Annotated in this window: 12 protein-coding genes and 1 pseudogene; 4 read left to right on the top strand and 9 right to left on the bottom strand. The window is 72.4% G+C overall.

What is annotated here, in order from left to right; all coding sequences use genetic code 11:
• Positions 1–30: 30 nt before the first annotated feature.
• Positions 31–1542 (top strand): glycosyltransferase family 39 protein, encoded by a 1512-nt coding sequence (locus OG689_RS05575; RefSeq protein ID WP_266318260.1) that lies wholly within the window; start codon positions 31–33, stop codon positions 1540–1542.
• A gap of 79 nt (positions 1543–1621) precedes the next feature.
• Here OG689_RS05575 and OG689_RS05570 read toward each other — a convergent pair whose 3' ends face one another.
• From OG689_RS05570 to OG689_RS05545, 6 genes are read right to left on the bottom strand one after another with little or no spacing between them, the layout of a single operon-like run.
• Complete coding sequence (locus OG689_RS05570) at positions 1622–2383, bottom strand: protein phosphatase 2C domain-containing protein (RefSeq protein WP_266318259.1); 762 nt, start codon at positions 2381–2383, stop codon at positions 1622–1624.
• Positions 2380–3096 carry an FHA domain-containing protein gene (locus OG689_RS05565; protein ID WP_266318258.1) on the bottom strand — a complete coding sequence of 239 codons (717 nt, stop codon included), beginning with the start codon at positions 3094–3096 and terminating at the stop codon, positions 2380–2382. Before OG689_RS05565 ends, OG689_RS05570 begins: the two co-directional genes overlap by 4 nt.
• Positions 3084–3758: a 4Fe-4S single cluster domain-containing protein gene (locus OG689_RS05560; protein ID WP_266318256.1), complete on the bottom strand. Its 675-nt coding sequence runs from the start codon at positions 3756–3758 to the stop codon at positions 3084–3086. The genes OG689_RS05565 and OG689_RS05560 overlap by 13 nt, the downstream gene beginning before the upstream one ends.
• Entirely contained in the window at positions 3755–5650 is a 1896-nt protein-coding gene (locus OG689_RS05555) for an AAA family ATPase (protein WP_266318254.1), read from the bottom strand. The genes OG689_RS05560 and OG689_RS05555 overlap by 4 nt, the downstream gene beginning before the upstream one ends.
• A 59-nt stretch (positions 5651–5709) precedes the next feature.
• Complete coding sequence (locus tag OG689_RS05550) at positions 5710–7050, bottom strand: hypothetical protein (RefSeq protein WP_266318252.1); 1341 nt, start codon at positions 7048–7050, stop codon at positions 5710–5712.
• Entirely contained in the window at positions 7047–9311 is a 2265-nt protein-coding gene (locus OG689_RS05545) for a protein kinase (RefSeq protein ID WP_266318250.1), read from the bottom strand. Before OG689_RS05545 ends, OG689_RS05550 begins: the two co-directional genes overlap by 4 nt.
• Positions 9312–9778: 467 nt before the next feature.
• On the opposite strand from OG689_RS05545, the gene OG689_RS05540 reads away from it, so the two are divergent.
• The 3 genes from OG689_RS05540 (at position 9779) to OG689_RS05530 (ending at position 13375) form a co-directional block, all read left to right on the top strand.
• Complete coding sequence (locus tag OG689_RS05540) at positions 9779–10732, top strand: sensor domain-containing protein (RefSeq protein ID WP_266318248.1); 954 nt, start codon at positions 9779–9781, stop codon at positions 10730–10732.
• Complete coding sequence (locus OG689_RS05535) at positions 10720–11370, top strand: response regulator transcription factor (RefSeq protein WP_266318246.1); 651 nt, start codon at positions 10720–10722, stop codon at positions 11368–11370. Before OG689_RS05540 ends, OG689_RS05535 begins: the two co-directional genes overlap by 13 nt.
• Before the next feature lie 166 nt (positions 11371–11536).
• Positions 11537–13375, top strand: a complete 1839-nt coding sequence (locus tag OG689_RS05530) for a glycoside hydrolase family 15 protein (protein WP_266318244.1) — start codon at positions 11537–11539, stop codon at positions 13373–13375.
• Between the two features lie 101 nt (positions 13376–13476).
• Here the strand turns inward: OG689_RS05530 and OG689_RS05525 are convergent, their stop codons facing one another.
• The 3 genes and pseudogenes from OG689_RS05525 to OG689_RS05515 all read right to left on the bottom strand — a co-directional run bounded on the left by OG689_RS05525 (position 13477) and on the right by OG689_RS05515 (position 15242).
• Positions 13477–14337, bottom strand: coding sequence for an NAD(+)/NADH kinase (locus OG689_RS05525; protein ID WP_266318243.1), 861 nt, complete (start codon positions 14335–14337; stop codon positions 13477–13479).
• Between the two features lie 100 nt (positions 14338–14437).
• A pseudogene (locus OG689_RS05520) lies at positions 14438–14581 on the bottom strand (exodeoxyribonuclease III); the annotation flags it as partial.
• A 241-nt stretch (positions 14582–14822) separates the two neighbouring features.
• Positions 14823–15242: an ATP-binding protein gene (locus tag OG689_RS05515; protein WP_266318241.1), complete on the bottom strand. Its 420-nt coding sequence runs from the start codon at positions 15240–15242 to the stop codon at positions 14823–14825.
• Positions 15243–15305: the final 63 nt, after the last annotated feature.

Genomic DNA, 15305 nt, shown 5'->3' with positions numbered 1-15305 from the left:
GCGCCCACGCCGCCTGAAGGGTTGACCCCCGTGCCATGGCGGCCGGTCTCGCTCACCGCGGCCGCGATGACGGTGTGCCTGCTGGTGCTGGCCACCCGGCACGGATACCACATAGACGAGCTCTACACCCGGGTGGCGAGCAGCCACCTCGCGTGGGGCTACATCGACCAGCCACCGCTCGTCGCGCTCGTCGCCAAGGTCGAGATCGCGATCTTCGGGGACAACCTCTTCGGCTTCCGCGTGGTGCCGGCGCTGCTGGCCTCCGTCGCGGTGCTGCTCGCCCCGCTGATCGCCCGGGAGCTGGGCGCCAACTCCCGGGCGCAGGTGCTCGCGGGGTTGATGGCGTTCGCCTCGGGCCTGGTCATGTACACCGGCCACATCATGGGCACCAACAACTGGGACGAGCTGTCCTGGATCACGGCGACCTGGCTGCTGATCCGGATGGTGCGCACCGGCGACACCCGCCTGTGGTGGGCGATCGGCGTGGTGGTCGGCGTCGGCCTCACCGCGAAGTACCTGCTGGTTCTCCTGCTCCTCTGCCTGGGGGCCGGTCTGCTCGCCTTCGGACCGCGGGCGGTGTTCCGGACCTGGCGCTTCCCGGCCGCGGTCGGCGTGGCCGCGGTGATCGCCTCACCGGTGCTGATCTGGCAGGTGACGCACGGGATGCCGCAGCTGGAGATGAGCGCCGCGCTGTCCAAGGCGCTGGAGAGCCTGTCCCGCAGCACCTTCATCCCGATGCAGCTCCTGCTCATCGGCTTCTTCCTGAACCCGGTGTGGATCGCGGGGCTGGTCGCGCTGCTGCGCCGGCCCGAGTGGCGCGCCTACCGGTTCGTCGGCTGGTCGTACCCGCTGATGGTGGTCGTGCTGCTGGTCATCGGCGGGCAGGGTGCCTACACGACCGCGCTGCAGTACGTCCTGCTCGCCGCCGGAGCCGTGGTCGTCGACCGGTGGGCGCGCAGCGTCCCGCGGCTGTCGGTGATCGGCGCACTGACCGGGCTCAACGCGCTGAGCTGCGCGATCCTGCTGCTGCCGGTGCTCCCGATCGGCACGTACGCGAACACGCCCGTCCTCAAGGACCTGGCCATCGTCCAGTTCGACCAGGTCGGCTGGCCCGAGATGACCCGGCAGGTGGGCGCCGTCTACCAGTCGCTGCCGCCGGAGGAGCAGGCGCACACCGTCATCTACGGCAACCACTACGGTCAGGCCGGAGCGATCGACAAGTGGGGGCCGACGTACGGGCTGCCGAAGGCGTACAGCGGCCACAACTCGTACGCCGACTTCGGCCGGCCCGGCGAGGACAAGACGACCGTGATCACCATCGGCGCCGACCCCAAGCAGTTCGGCCAGCTCTTCCGGTCCTGCGAGGAGCGCGGCGAGTACAGCAACGACCTGCCGGTCTCCGACGACGGCCAGAAGCTCATGGTGTGCCGTGGACCGCTGAAGCCCTGGTCGCAACTGTGGGAGCAGCTGCGCTGGATCGGCTTCCAGTGCCCTTACACCGCCGAGGCGATCACGGCCGACAGCATCAAGGGATGCGACTGAGCCTGCAGCGGAGAAGACCCGCCCGGCCGGCTGCCGTGTCCCCGACGGCAGCCGGCCGGGCGCCCCGCGCGCGCCGGTCTCAGCAGCGCACCAGCAGGGCGGTGATGTTGTCCCGGCCGCCGGCGTTCATGGCGGCGACCCACAGGGCCTTCACCGCCCGGACGTCGTCGCCGGCGTTCTCGGCGAGGATCAGTTCCATCGCGGCCACGTCCACCAGGTCCGACAGCCCGTCACTGCAGATCAGCCACCGGCTGCCCGGGACGTACCGCTCGGTGCCGGTGTGCGGGTGGACGGGCTCGAAGCGCTGGGCGCCGCCGAGGGTCTGCAGGACGAGGTTCGTCACCTCGGGCGTTCGTCCCGGCCCGCCCCGGCCGGCCACGGGCGAGTCGTCCACCGACACCTGTCCCAGCCGGCCGCCGTCCTCGCGGTAGAGCCGGGAGTCGCCCACGTTGAACCAGGACATCCGGCGCGGGGTCAGCCACAGCCCCACCGTCGTGGTTCCCGCGCCGGCGCAGCCGGGGTCCGCCTCGGCCAGCGCGTACAGTTCGGCGTTGATCTCCCGGAGCAGCTCGTCGACGCCGGCGTCCCGGGCGTGCTCCGCCAGCCTGCGGACGGTGAGGGCCGCGGCGATCTCGCCGGCGTTGTGGCCGCCGAGTCCGTCGGCGACGGCGACGACGGCCGGTTCCTCGACCAGCAGGCGCACCACGACAGGATCGAGGGTGTCCACCCCCGCCGCGGTCAGACCACCGATGACGAACGCGTCCTCGTTGCCGTCGCGGACGGCGCCGCGGTGGGTCATCGCGGTGACGGTCACCTCGACCGCGTCCCGGGAGCCGGTCACCGCCGGCCCCCGTCACCCGGTCGATCGACGCTGATCCCGAGCGTGCAGTCGGCGGCCAGCCGCAGCTCGTCCCCGTCCCGGAGGGGAGTCCGCGCACCGGCGTCGGCCGGGCGGCCGTTCACGAAGGTGCCGTTGGTGGAGTGCTCGTCCCGTACCCAGGCCGTCCCGTCCGGTTCCAGGCCGACGGTCGCGTGCTGACGGGAGACGTTGTCGTAGCGCTCCAGCAGACCGGACGTCGTGCGGGCGGCCGGGGCGCGGCCGAGGAGCAGGGTGCTGCCCGGCGTCACGGTGCGCTCCACCGCACCGAACCGGATCCGCAGGACCACGGTGGGGGCGTCGCGGCGGGTCGCCTGCACGTCCGCGGCCCGCTCGCCGGAGCCGGCGGCACGGGACGGGCGCACCTCGCCCAGCATCCGCTGGCAGGCCACGCACACCTGGTTGGTCGGCACCGGGACGGCGGCTCCGCAGTGCGGGCAGACCCGGGGCTCCTCCTGAGGCCCGGCCGCGGCCGGATCGATGTCGCCCACCGCCTTCGAGGCCACCGCCTGCGAGGCCACCGCCCCGATCGCGGGCGGGTGCGCGGGCGGGGGCGGCGGCCCGGGCAGCGGGTACCGGGCGACGGCGGGGCGGCTGAGGTTCCCGGAGCAACCCCCGCAGACGAGATCGCCGTCCTCCGCCGCCAGGCCGCAGGACGAGCAGATCAGCTGCGCCATGACACCTCTTCCATGGTGATGCCGGCCGACCGGAGCCGGGTGCTCAGGCGTTCCATGTCGCCCCGGCGGGGAACCCCGATGAACCAGACCCGGCCGTCGTCGACGGCGACCTGCATGGGCGGTGCGTCGACGGGGCCGGCCCCCTCGTACCGCTCGCGTCCGAGATCGGTCAGTGCGGTCAGACGCTGGTTGCTCGAGCCGCTCCAGCGCAGTCCGGGGCTGTTGAGGCGATCGATGTAAGGGCCGGTGATCACCGCGTCGCACCGGTCGAGGAGCGCGGAGTGCTCCCGCCGCAGCCGGTCGAGGGAGTACCCGCTGTAGACGAGCACGTCCAGCGGCGCGGGCCGCCCGCGGCGCCAGACATGGACCCACTCCAGGAGCGCGGCGAGCGCCTCCGGCTGCTGGAACGGCTCCCCGCCCGAGACGGTGATCCCGTCGAGCGGATCGGGCAGGCCGGCGAGCCAGCTCCGGAGGGCCGCGATGTCCACGAGTGTGCCGGGATCCGCCGTCCAGGTGTCCTGCGAGACGCACCCGGCGCAGCCGATCGTGCAGCCCTGCGTCCAGATGCCGGCCCGGGTTCCGGGGCCCAGCGACGTCACCGGGTAGTGCGCCTTGTTCAGCATCAGCTCGACCGGGCGGGGGGAGGCGTTGGAGGCCGTCATGCCAGCTCCACCGAGACGATGTCGCCCTCGCGCCGCAGAGCGGTCACCCGGACGTGCGCGCCTGCGGCCGGGTCCCGGTCGAACAGCGCCCGGGCGAGGGGATTGACGAACTGCGACTCCAGGGCCATGCCGATGCCCCGGCCACCCATCCGCGGGTTGTCGGTGCAGCTCTTCTGCAACGCGGCCCGGACCTCGGGTTCCACCTCGAGGACGATGCCCTGCTCCTCGTGGACCCGGGAGACGATGTTGTCGAGCTGGAGGCCGAAGATGCGGGCGGCCGCCGCACGGTCGATGAAGTTGAACACCACGATGTTGTCCCCGAAGCGGTTGAGCAGCTCCGGCCGCCCGAGGACCCTGGTGAAGTGGTCGCCGATCGCCGCTTTCATGCGCGCCTCGATCTCCTCGTACGGCATGTCGGGGTGAACGTTGGTCACCGGCCGCCCGCCGTCGTCCTCCACCTCGGTGCCGAGGTTGGAGGTGAACACCAGGACGGACTCGGAGAAGTGCACCGTCGAGCCGCGCCCGTCCGTCAGCCGGCCGTCCTCGAGGATCTGCAGGAACTTGTCCAGAATCCGCGGGTGGGCCTTCTCGATCTCGTCGAAGAGGATCACCCTGAAGGGCTGTTGCCGCACCGCGTTGGTCAGTTCGCCGCCCGCCTCGAAGCCGACGTACCCCGGTGGCGCCCCGATCAGGCGGTCCCCGGCGTGCTCCGCGGAGAACTCGCTCATGTCGAACCGCAGATAGGCGGACTCGTCCGCGAAGATCAACGACGAGACGGCCTTGGCCAGTTCGGTCTTGCCCACGCCGGTGGGCCCGGCGAAGAACAGCACTCCGCGCGGCCGGTCCGAGGACCGGGACTGCTGCGCGCCGGACAGCCCCAGGGCCGCCCGCTTCAGGATGTCGAGGGTCTTGGTGACGGCCTGCGGCTGCCCGACGACGCGCTGCGGGATCGAGTGCTGGCCGTCCGTGATCCGTTTGCGGAGGTACTCCCGCTTCCAGGGGTTGTCCATGACGCCGAGTTTGTAGATGCGGATCGCGTCCGGAAGCTCCGTCATCGTCAGGCGGCGGTCCCGGGCCAGCCGGGTGATCTCGATCATCGCCTGCAGGGTGAGTCCGTCCGTCTGGGCCGCGAACGCCTCGCACGCCTCGGTCGCCGGCAGGTCCGAGTCGAGGTCCGTCACGCCGAAGAGCTTCATCAGCAGGCGCGCGGTGGCCTGCCGGTCGCCCAGATCCGGAACCGGGAGCCCGATGGACCGGATCTGGTCGTTGGACGAGGTGAGCCAGGCCGGCAGGTCGCCCTCGCGGTCCGCCAGCCAGATCACCGGGTTGTACAGCGGGGTCGTCCGGCCGCTCTGCGCACCCACCGGGACCGCCGTCCGGGAGAGCCTGGCACAGAACCTGAAGAAGTCCCGCTCGCTCGGCTCCAGTTCGCCCGCGCTGCGCGCGATGCGGGAGGCGTCGTCGATCGCCAGCGCCGCCCGGACCGGCTGCGCGGGACGGGCCAGCTCGGCCATCAGCGCACGCAGGGTCTCCAGCGAGGGAAGGCTTCCCGGGCGTGGCCGCCGGGGAAGCAGCCGGGAGGCGGCCTCCTCGGCCCGATCGGACTCCTCGGCTGTGGCACCGGCCGGCAGGTGCACCCGGAGACCGTCCACCGGGTCGTGCACGAGCAGGAACGCGTAGCCGCTCCCGCGGAGCGTCTCCCAGAGCAGGTCCGGCAGGGACAGCAGCCGGGGGCGGGCGCTGTCGGACTCCCGGACCAGGAAGCTGTCATGGCGGTTCCCCCACAGCACGAACTGCGAATGGACGGGCAGGGTCGCCTCGAATTCCCGCACGAACGGCGGCCCCGCCGTCGTCGGAATGCCCTCAGGTGCGCGCATGTCCTCGGTGGACAAGGATCCCTCTCCCCATGTCGCCGGCTCTCGGTCCGGAACCTGTCAGTCCGTCGGGCGGATCAGCGATCGCGTTCCCGGTACCCGGGCCGGGCCCGGGTGCCCGGGGCGGGCGGGGCGGGCGGGGCGACGACCAGGGGAACGGGCACCTGTCCGGGCGGGACCGCGACCTGGACGTCCGTGCTCAGCCCCGCCTGGGCGAGGCGGCCGCGCAGTGCATGGAAGTCCTCGCACCACTGCTCCTCGCGCTCGACGTCGAGGTGCGCGTCGTCGTCGCCGTCCCCGGCGGCGGTGCGCACCACCGCGGTACGCAGCTGACCGCCCTGCTGGTCGACGACCAGGTTGACCGCGTGCTCGGGCCATTCGCGCCGGGACAGGCGCAGGGCGCCGTCGGTGACGGTGAGCGTCTCGAACCCCTGGCTGACCTGGTAGCCGAGGTCGGCGAGGGCGTCCGTCACCGTGTTGACCACGTACTGCTGCTCGGCCTGCGCCTCGGCCGCGGCCCGGCAGCCGGCCACCCGTCGGCGCAGTGGCTCGTCGAGGGCGCGGTGGCCGGCCACGACCTCCGCGAGCAGGGCCCGCACCGGCTCCACGTCCGCCACCCGGGCGTGTCCGAGGTCCTGGAGGAACCCGATCGCCTCGTCGGCGTCGCGCCGCACCGCCTCCGCGGCCGCGTTGGCACGTTGGACCCGGAGCCTCGTCTCGGTCAGCCAGCTGCGTGCTTCGTCGGGAGTGGACGCCTCGGCCACCCGCGCCGCGGCCTGCCGAACGTCCGCCCGGTGGGCCTCGCCGCAGTCCGGGAGGAGGCGCGACAGGACCCGGACCAGCGTCTGTCCGACGTCCTGGCGCGCGGCCTCCTCCTCGTTCCCGTCCTCGTCCCCTTCCGCGGCCCCTTCCACGGACGGGGAGCCGGACCCGGCGGCGACGTCGGCGGGCTCCGAGCGGCCCGCGAACAACTCGGCGGCCTCGACCGGACGGCGCTCGGCGGCCCGGCCGTTCAGGTCGGCGAACAGGTCCGCCGCGAAGGCGCGAGCGGTCAGTTCCCGCAGTTCCCGTTCCACGGCGGCCAGCTCGCGGTCGGCCTCGGCGCACCAGGCCTCCAGCTCGGAGGTGGACCGGGTGCCGATCCGAAGCGGCTCCGGAGGCCGCACGGTGAGCTCGGCGCCGTACCGCTGCCGCAAGTCCTCGGCGGACACGGTGAGAGCCGTGATCCGCGCGTTGCGCGTCTCCACCGCGCGGACGGCGGCGTCCCGGGCGGCCGCGGCCAGCAGGGCCGCCCGGCGGTCGGCCTCCGCACGGAGCCGGACGGCCTCGCGCACCGCGGCGTCCTGCGCCGCCGCGCGCAACTGCGCGGCGGTGAGTTCCTCGTCAAGCCGGTACGTCGTGCATTTGGGCCCGCTCATCGTTCCCCCAGAACCTGCGTCTGCTGTGCCTCGTGCGTCGAGCGCCACACCCGGTACCGGGTGAACGACCAGAATCCGTACCCCGCCGCGACCGCGAGGGGGATCGGCGACCAGACCCGCAGTGTGACGATCAGCCAGACCAAGGGGCCGAGTGCCACGTGGAGGAGGCAGCCCCCGCCGAGGGCGATCGTTCTCTTCCGCATGGGCCGCAGTTGCGTCGCCAGGGCTCTGCGCCCGCCGGGCAGGCGATGACCGATGTCGGCGAGGCGGGAGAGCAGGGACCATCGCGGGTGGTAGAGCTGTCCGAGCCTCGCCGCCAGGACCAGCTCGCAGACGAGCGGGACCCCGCAGAGCACCGACGAGGCAGGAAGGAACCGCTGCAGGAACTCTCCTTCGCCGACCAGGGTCCCCACCACAAGCGGCACACCGACCGGCAGGGCGAACAGCAGGGCGATCCCGCCGAGGGCGGTGAGGATCGCCTCGCCGGTACCGGACTGCCTGCGTTCCTCGGTCTCCTGCCACTCGCGCCGCTGGGTCGCCGTCGCGGCCTCGGTGGCGCGGAGCACCTCCGCCAGCCGGCGCGCTTCGGCGACAGCGGTCGAAAGGGTGCGGGTGGCGGCCAGGTGACGAACGGGATCCCCGCCGTCGGCCAGCAGCGCGTCGAACCAGCCGATGCTGCCCTGGACGGACGTCGCGGAGGATTCGATCCGTTGTCGGAGCGCCCGGGCCCATTCCGGGGCCACCGCGATGGCCAGCGCCTCCACCCGGATCTCGGTGCCGACGAGTTCCTGCCGGATCCTGGGCGGCAGCGCCGACGACTCCTGAAGCCCGTCCCACCGGGCGTTCAGGTCGCGCCAACGGTGGTTCACGCCGGCGAGCCGGTGAGCGCCTTCGCCGAAGGTCGCGAGGACGGTGAGCAGGTCGCCGGTGTACAACTCGTCGACGAGCCCTCGCGCGGTCCGGCGTCCTTCGTCGTCGCGGGGGGACGAGGCGAGTTCGGCGAGTGCGAGGAGATCCTCGGGCAGCATGCGCCTGCCGCGGTAGACGGGCGGCAGCGTCGGGTCGAGCCAGTGCAGAAGCCGCAGCAGCTTGGTGTCCGGGGCGTCGGTCCCGGGGAGGTGGATGTCGATCAGGTCCACCAGCTCTTCGGCGGCGTCGTGCTCGGGATCGTCGAACTGGGCCAGCCAGGTGCGCAGTTGACGCCAGCCCTGGCTGGGGTCGTCGCGTTCGCCCATGGCCTCGAAGAAGCGCCGGGCGGCGGTCTCCCAGTTCGCTGCCAGGGCCCGTGCCAGTGCCGCCTTCCCGGTGTACTTCACCCCGTTGAACTGCAGGGGCCGTCGGCCGGCGGCGCGCGGCGGCCCGATGTCCGGGACGGGTAAGTCCTCCGCCACCTCCGGGGCGCCGCCGTCGAGCCAGCTGCGGACCTCGGCCGCCCCCCACCGACGACCCGGATCCCTGACCAGCAGCCCGCGGCACAGCAGCCGTACCCGCGGATCCGTCACCTCCGACACATCGACCGGCCGGGTCGCCAGATGATGCCGGACCGCCTGCTCCGACAGCCCCTCGAACGGCGCACGGCCGGTGGCCAGTTGCCGGGCGATCACACCCACGGCCCACCAGTCCTGCGAACCGGACACCTCCGCGCTGAACAGGTACTCCGGCGCCGAGTACGCCAGCGTCCCGAACACGCGCTGCGTGAACCGGGACGTCGCGTCCAGCGATTTGCTCACGCCGAAGTCCGCCAACGCCAGCTCCAGCGGGTCCCGCCGGCGTACGAGCACGTTCGAGGGTTTCAGGTCGCCGTGCACGATCCCCGCTTCGTGCAGATGCGCCACCGCCTCCGTCAGCTGGGAAACCACCTCGGACAGGACGGCCGGCGACACCACGGCCCCGACCAGGCTCTCCAGCGATCCCGAGGCGAGGTACTCCGACACCTCGAAGTCACGCCCGTCCGAGAAGCCCGTCTCGACCACTTCCACCACATGGCTGGTGTCCAGACCCCGCAGGCGCTCCCAGACCTCGGGCATGACCCGGATCCCGCTGCGGTACACCTTCGCGACGAACTCGACCCCCGCCGCGTCGCGGACCAGCAGCACATCCGCCTCGCGCCCCTGGTGCGGCAGCTCCCCGACCACCACGAAGCGTCCGGCCAACGCCGACGGCAGTCGCAGCAGAGCCGCGGGACCACCACCGCCGTCCCGCCGCGTCACCGCCGCGTCGAGCCTCTCACCAGCAGAACCGTCGTCATCACGACGCGTCACATCAGATGGCACAGCCGACTCTTCCACACCGTCACCCCCGCGACGGAATTCTACTTGGCCGGGTCTTGCCAACGGTGCCAGAGGTGAAAACAAGCCCCCCTCATGTTGGCCCGCGCACCAGCGCGGAGCGGCCTGGCGGATGCCGGGGCCGGCGAGGTCCCCGGCACGGGTGCCGTCCTCGTCGGGGCCCAGCAGGATCGATGCCCCGGCCTGGGGCAGCGCCGCAGGAGGGCCGGCCCGGCCGCGGTGTGCGGGTTGCTTGGCCGGATGTCGTCCTTCGGGCGCCGGGTGTCTCCCTGCCGCGGTGGGTTCGCGACGCGGAGGCGGGGGATCACCTGGTCGTCATGGGACGGCCGACGGCGCCGCCCGGCCGACGCGTTGCGGCACCGGAGGTGGCACTGGCTTCACCATGGAACCGGGTACAGGGATCATGGCAGCCCCCCTTCGAGGTGCCCTAGGGTCGAGCCGTGACGATTCCACCCGTGCTGAGACGCTCGGCGCTCCGGGCGCGGCGGGACACCGGCTTCCTGGCCGCCGGTGTGCTGCCGCACCTGGCCCTGGCGCCGGTGTGGGTCTGGGGCGTGACCTTCGCCGTCAAGACCGGGAACTGGGCCACGGCGCTTCCCGCGTCGGTCGCCCCCATCCTGCTCGGCGTACCGGTGCTGACGGTCCCTCAGCGGTACCGGCACCGGGCGCTGCTCGGGGTGGACATCCCCGCGCCGGCGCCCGTGCCGGAGCACCGGTCGTGGGCGTCGACCGCTCGGTGGCTCTCCGCGACGTCCACCTCGCGCCAGGTCGGGTACCACCTCCTGGTGGGCCCGCTGGTAGCCGCGTCGGAGCTGCTGGTGCTCGCGACGCTGATCGCGGGTCCGGCGGGCGCCACCGTCCACGGCTGGGTGTGGGCGCTGCCGGAGAAGGTCCGGCAGGGCTGGTCCGGCCACCCGAAGCAGCTGTCCTGCTGCACGGTGGGTGGACTCGTCCTGCTCTGCGCCGCGCCCTGGTCGGCAGGCGCGGCGGCCCGGATCGAATCGCGCCCGGCGCGGTCGCTGCTCGGGCCCAGGCGCGCCGAGCGGCTCCAGGCGCGGGTGGAGCACCTGGCCGGCAGCCGCACCGAGCTGGTGGAGGCCGTCGATGCCGAGCGCCGGCGCATCGAGCGCGACCTGCACGACGGGATCTCCGAGGCGCTGGCCAACGTCACCAAGCACGCTCGCGCGACGCGGGCCCAGGTGACCGTCAGGCGGGTCGGGACGGTGCTGCGAGTGCGCGTTACCGATGACGGGCTGGGTGGTGCCGACGCCGCCGCCGGCACGGGGCTGAGCGGGCTGGCCAAGCGGGTCGGCTCGCTCGATGGGGCCTTCCACGTCAGCAGCCCCGTCGGCGGGCCCACCACCATCACCGCGGAGCTGCCGTGCGCGCGGTGATCGCCGAGGATTCGGTGCTGCTCCGGGTCGGCCTGGTCAAGGTGCTGGAGACGGGCGGCTTCCGGGTCGCCGCGGAGGTCGGCGACGGGGAGGCGCTGGTGGCGGCGGTGGCGGAGCACCGGCCGGAACTCGCCCTGATCGACGTCCGGATGCCGCCCGGCTTCACCGACGAGGGGGTGCGGGCCGCGGCGGAGATCCGCCGGCGGTGGCCGCGGACGGCGGTGCTGCTGCTGTCGCAGTACGTGGAGGAGCGGTACGCGGCCGACCTGCTGTCCGCCCACACCGGCGGGGTGGGCTACCTGCTCAAGCAGCGGGTCGCCGATGTCGCGGACTTCGTGGCGGCGGCCCGGCGGGTGGCGGCCGGGGGCACGGCGTTGGACCCGCAGGTCGTGGCCCAGCTGCTGCTGAGGCGCGGCGGCGACCCGCTGAAGCGGCTGACCCCGCGCGAACGGGAGGTGCTCGGACTGATGGCGGAGGGGCGTTCCAACGCCGGGATCGCGGCGGAGCTGGTGGTGGGCGAAAGCGCGGTGGCCAAGCACATCAACAACATCTTCGCCAAGCTGGACCTGCCCGTGGCCGAGGCGGACCACCGCCGGGTGCTCGCCGTGCTGCGGTTCCTGGGGGCGTCCCGGGCCTGACCGGCCGGTTCCGTCGCTCCCGCGTGACAGCGGTCGTTCGGCTGTCGGTGAGTGGGCCGTGCTCCTGCGGCCGCACCGGTTCGCTCCGGCGCTCCTGCAGGCCGCGGTCTAGCATGAAACATGAGGTTCGGCTGGATGCCCCGCGCCACCAGGTGAGGAGGCCGCCATGGCGGAGTACGGCAGCGGCGGGTTCGGGCAACCCGGTGGTTCCCGGTATCTGCCGATCTCCGAGCACGGCCTGATCGGTGATCTCCGTACCGCCGCGCTCGTCGCCACCGACGGCACGATCGACTGGTACTGCTGCCCGCGCTTCGACGCGCCGAGCGTGTTCGCGTCGATACTCGACGCCGACCGGGGAGGCAGCTTCGAACTGTCCGCGGACGTGCCGGCCCGTACCCGGCAGTTCTACTTCCCCGACACCAACGTCCTGATCACGCGGTTCTTCGCCGCGGACGGGGTGGCGGAGATCCAGGACTTCATGCCCGTCGTCGACGAGTCCCGCGAGGCGGACCGCCACCGGCTGATCCGGCGGGTGATCTGTGTTCGCGGCGTGCTCCCGTTCAAGGCGAAGGTCGCCCCGCGTTTCGGCTACGGCGCCGAGTCGCACACCGTGCGCCTCGAAAGCCACGAGGCCGTGTTCCGCTCCCCGTCACTGACGCTCGCGCTGACCTCCACCGCACCCCTGGAGAGCGACGGCTTGGACGTGTGGTCGCACTTCAAGCTCCTTGAGGGCGAGTCCCAGGTGTTCGCTCTCGACCGGATCGGCGACGACGTCCCGGCCCGGTCGTGTCCGCGCGCCGAGGCGCAGGAGCAGGCCGAGGCGACCGTCCGGTTCTGGCGCCGCTGGCTGTCCCGGTCGCGGTACCACGGACGGTGGCGGGAGATGGTGCATCGCTCGGCGTTGCTCCTGAAGCTGCTCACCTACGCGCCCACCGGTGCGATCGTCGCCGCGCCGACCACCAGCCTGCCCGAGCAGATCGGCGGCGAACGCAACTGGGACTACCGCTACGTGTGGGTCCGCGACGCGGCCTTCTGCATCTACGCCATGCTCCGCCTGGGCTTCACCTCGGAGGCCGAGGCGTTCATGGGCTTCATCTCCGAGCACGGGATCATGCGGGGCACCAAGGAGAGCGGCCCGCTGCAGATCATGTACGGCATCGACGGCCGCTGCGACCTGCCCGAGTACGAGCTGTCCCATCTGGAAGGTCATCTCGGGTCCGCACCGGTGCGGGTCGGGAACGCCGCCACCGGGCAGCTCCAACTGGACATCTACGGCGCGCTGATCGACTCCGTGTACCTCTACGACAAGTGGGGGCAGCCGATCAGCAGCGGTCACTGGGACGAGGTCGGCGCCGTGGTGGACTGGCTCTGCCGGCACTGGGACCAGCCCGACGAGGGGGTCTGGGAGACCCGGGCGGGCCGGCGCGACTTCGTGTACTCGCGGCTGATGTGCTGGGTCGCGCTGGAACGGGCGATCCGGATGGCGAACCGGCGGGGGCTACCCGCCGACCTGCCCCGGTGGCAGCAGTCCCGTGATGCGATCTACCGGCAGATCATGGCCCGCGGCTGGTCGGACGACCGCGGCGCGTTCGTCCAGGGGCTCGACGACACAGTCCTCGACGCTTCCCTGCTGATGATGCCGATGACCAAGTTCATCTCGCCCACCGACCCCAAATGGCTCTCCACCCTGGACGTGCTCACCTCCGACCTGGTCTCCGACTCCTTGGTCTACCGCTACGACCCGGCGGCCAGCCCGGACGGGCTCCGGGGCTCCGAGGGCACCTTCTCGATCTGCTCCTTCTGGTACGTCGAGGCGCTGGCCCGGGCGGGTCGGCTGGAGGAGGCCCGGCTGGCCTTCGAGAAGATGCTCACCTACGCCAACCACGTCGGCCTGTTCGCCGAGGAGATCGGCCGCACCGGCGAACAACTCGGCAACTTCCCCCAGGCGTTCACCCATCTCTCGCTGATCAGCGCCGCCTTCAATCTCGACCGCGCCCTGGGCTGACCGGACCGCGCCCCGCGCTGGCACACCGGCCCGTACGCCCTCGCCCCGTACGCCGCCCTCGCCCGGGTCCCAAGTCCCTGCACCCTGCGCGGACGGGAGAGTCAGCCGTGTTCTGCCGAGCCGGTGAGCCGGAGTTTGCGCTGGGCCCGCTGGTAGAACGTGGTGCGGCCGAGTCGGACGACGCGTGCGGCGGCGGGCAGCATGGTGACCTCGACGCTGTCGCCCGGTGCGACGTGGCCGGCCAGGAGGCCGTCGGCCTCGACGGCGAGGCCGCCGCTGTGCGGCAGGACCTCCAGGTCGAGCCGCTCGCCGCTGGAGAGGAACACCGAGCGGTTGAACGCGGCGTGCGGAGCCACGGGGGTGATCAGCAGCCCCTCCGCGTTGGGGGAGACGATCGGGCCGCCGGCGGAGAAGCTGTAGGCGGTGGAGCCGGTCGGCGTGGCGACGACGACCGCGTCGGCGGTGTAGGCCACGAAGGGCTCGCCCTGGACCCGTACGGCGACCGCAGCGGACTTGTGTCCCGGGCTGCGCAGGAGCACGACGTCGTTGAGTGCCGTCTCCCGGGAGTCGCCGAAGCGGGCGTGGACGGCGGAGCGGGCTTCCACGGTGAAGCGGTGGGCGTCGATGGCGTCCAGCGCGTCTGGGAGTTCCGGTATGTCGACCTCGGCGAGGAAGCCCAGCCGTCCGACGTTGACGCCCAGCACCGGGGCGTGGCCCCCGGTGGCGAGCCGCATGGCGCGCAGCATGGTGCCGTCCCCGCCGAGGCTGATCATCAGGTCGGCGCTCGTGGCCATCTCCTCGGCCTCCACCGGAATGGCCTCGCAGCCGATCCTGGCCACCTCCGCCGCCAGCCCCAGGACCTTCGTCCCCCGGGCCCGGCTCCAACGGACCACGGCGTCCACGGTGGGCGCGCAGGTGCGCTCCGGGTGGAGTACCAGCCCCACCGTGCCGATGAATCCCATCCGGGCACCTCGATGTCGGCCGGGCCACTGTTGCTCTCTCCAGTCACGCACAGCCGGCCGCCACCTTCAAGCTCACGCCTTCAGGCTCACGCCTTCAGGCTCACGCCTTCAATCCGTGGTCGTAAGTCACGGTGACGGGCGCGTGGCCGGACCAGCGCTCGGCGTGGGTGGCGGCGCGCTCCACGACGGCCTCGGTGGCGCGGGTGGCGAGGCCGGCCAAGGCGATCTGGCAGTCGATCCGCCAGCGGATGGACGCCCTTTCTAAAAGAGCCCACTCGTTCGAGTGTGGGCTGTTCGAGGGTGTCCGCTGGCCTGGGCGGTAGGGGACCTCCTGTGAGCATCATGACGGCTTCGGCGCCGGTTCGGGCGGTGGTGGGTTCGCGTGTCTCGGACACGCACGGGAACGAGGGCAAGGTCTCGCACCTGGTCCAGGCGGAGTCGGCGACGCGCCACGCGGTCTCGAAGGAGTGGGAGATCGTCGGGTGTCAGACATGTGCATGTGCATCTGGGTGGCCTCCGGAGGACTCGGCGAAGCACCGCCTGCCGGCACTCGTCGAAGTGGGACGGGTTGGTCGAAGGGCCCGCAGTCGCCGGTGGGGGTCACAGGTCGGCCCAGAACGTGGTGCCGTGGTCTGACGGGCGATGATGGCGCGGCCGCGGCCGTGCTCCTCGGGTGCGCGGCCGGCGGTCCAGGTGCCTTCCCGGGCGGCGGGGCCGCCGTCGTCGACCGCGATGTGCAGCGGGTCGCCGGGGGTGGGGTGGCCGAGGCGGAGGGCGATCGGGGGGAGGGCGTGTTCGATTGCGTTGCTGACGAGTTCGGAGACGACGAGCAGCGCCCGGTCGGTGGTCTCCTCGTTGACGTTCCAGGCGCGGAGGGCGGCGCGCGGGGTGGTCTCGAAGGTCACAGCGAGATGACGGGCGGCATCGGTCGTACGGGGTTCATAGGGGAAAACCAAGTAGTCGGGCAC

The organism is Kitasatospora sp. NBC_00240, from assembly GCF_026342405.1.
Lineage (GTDB): Bacteria > Actinomycetota > Actinomycetes > Streptomycetales > Streptomycetaceae > Kitasatospora.
This window is presented reverse-complemented; position numbering and strand designations above follow the sequence as displayed.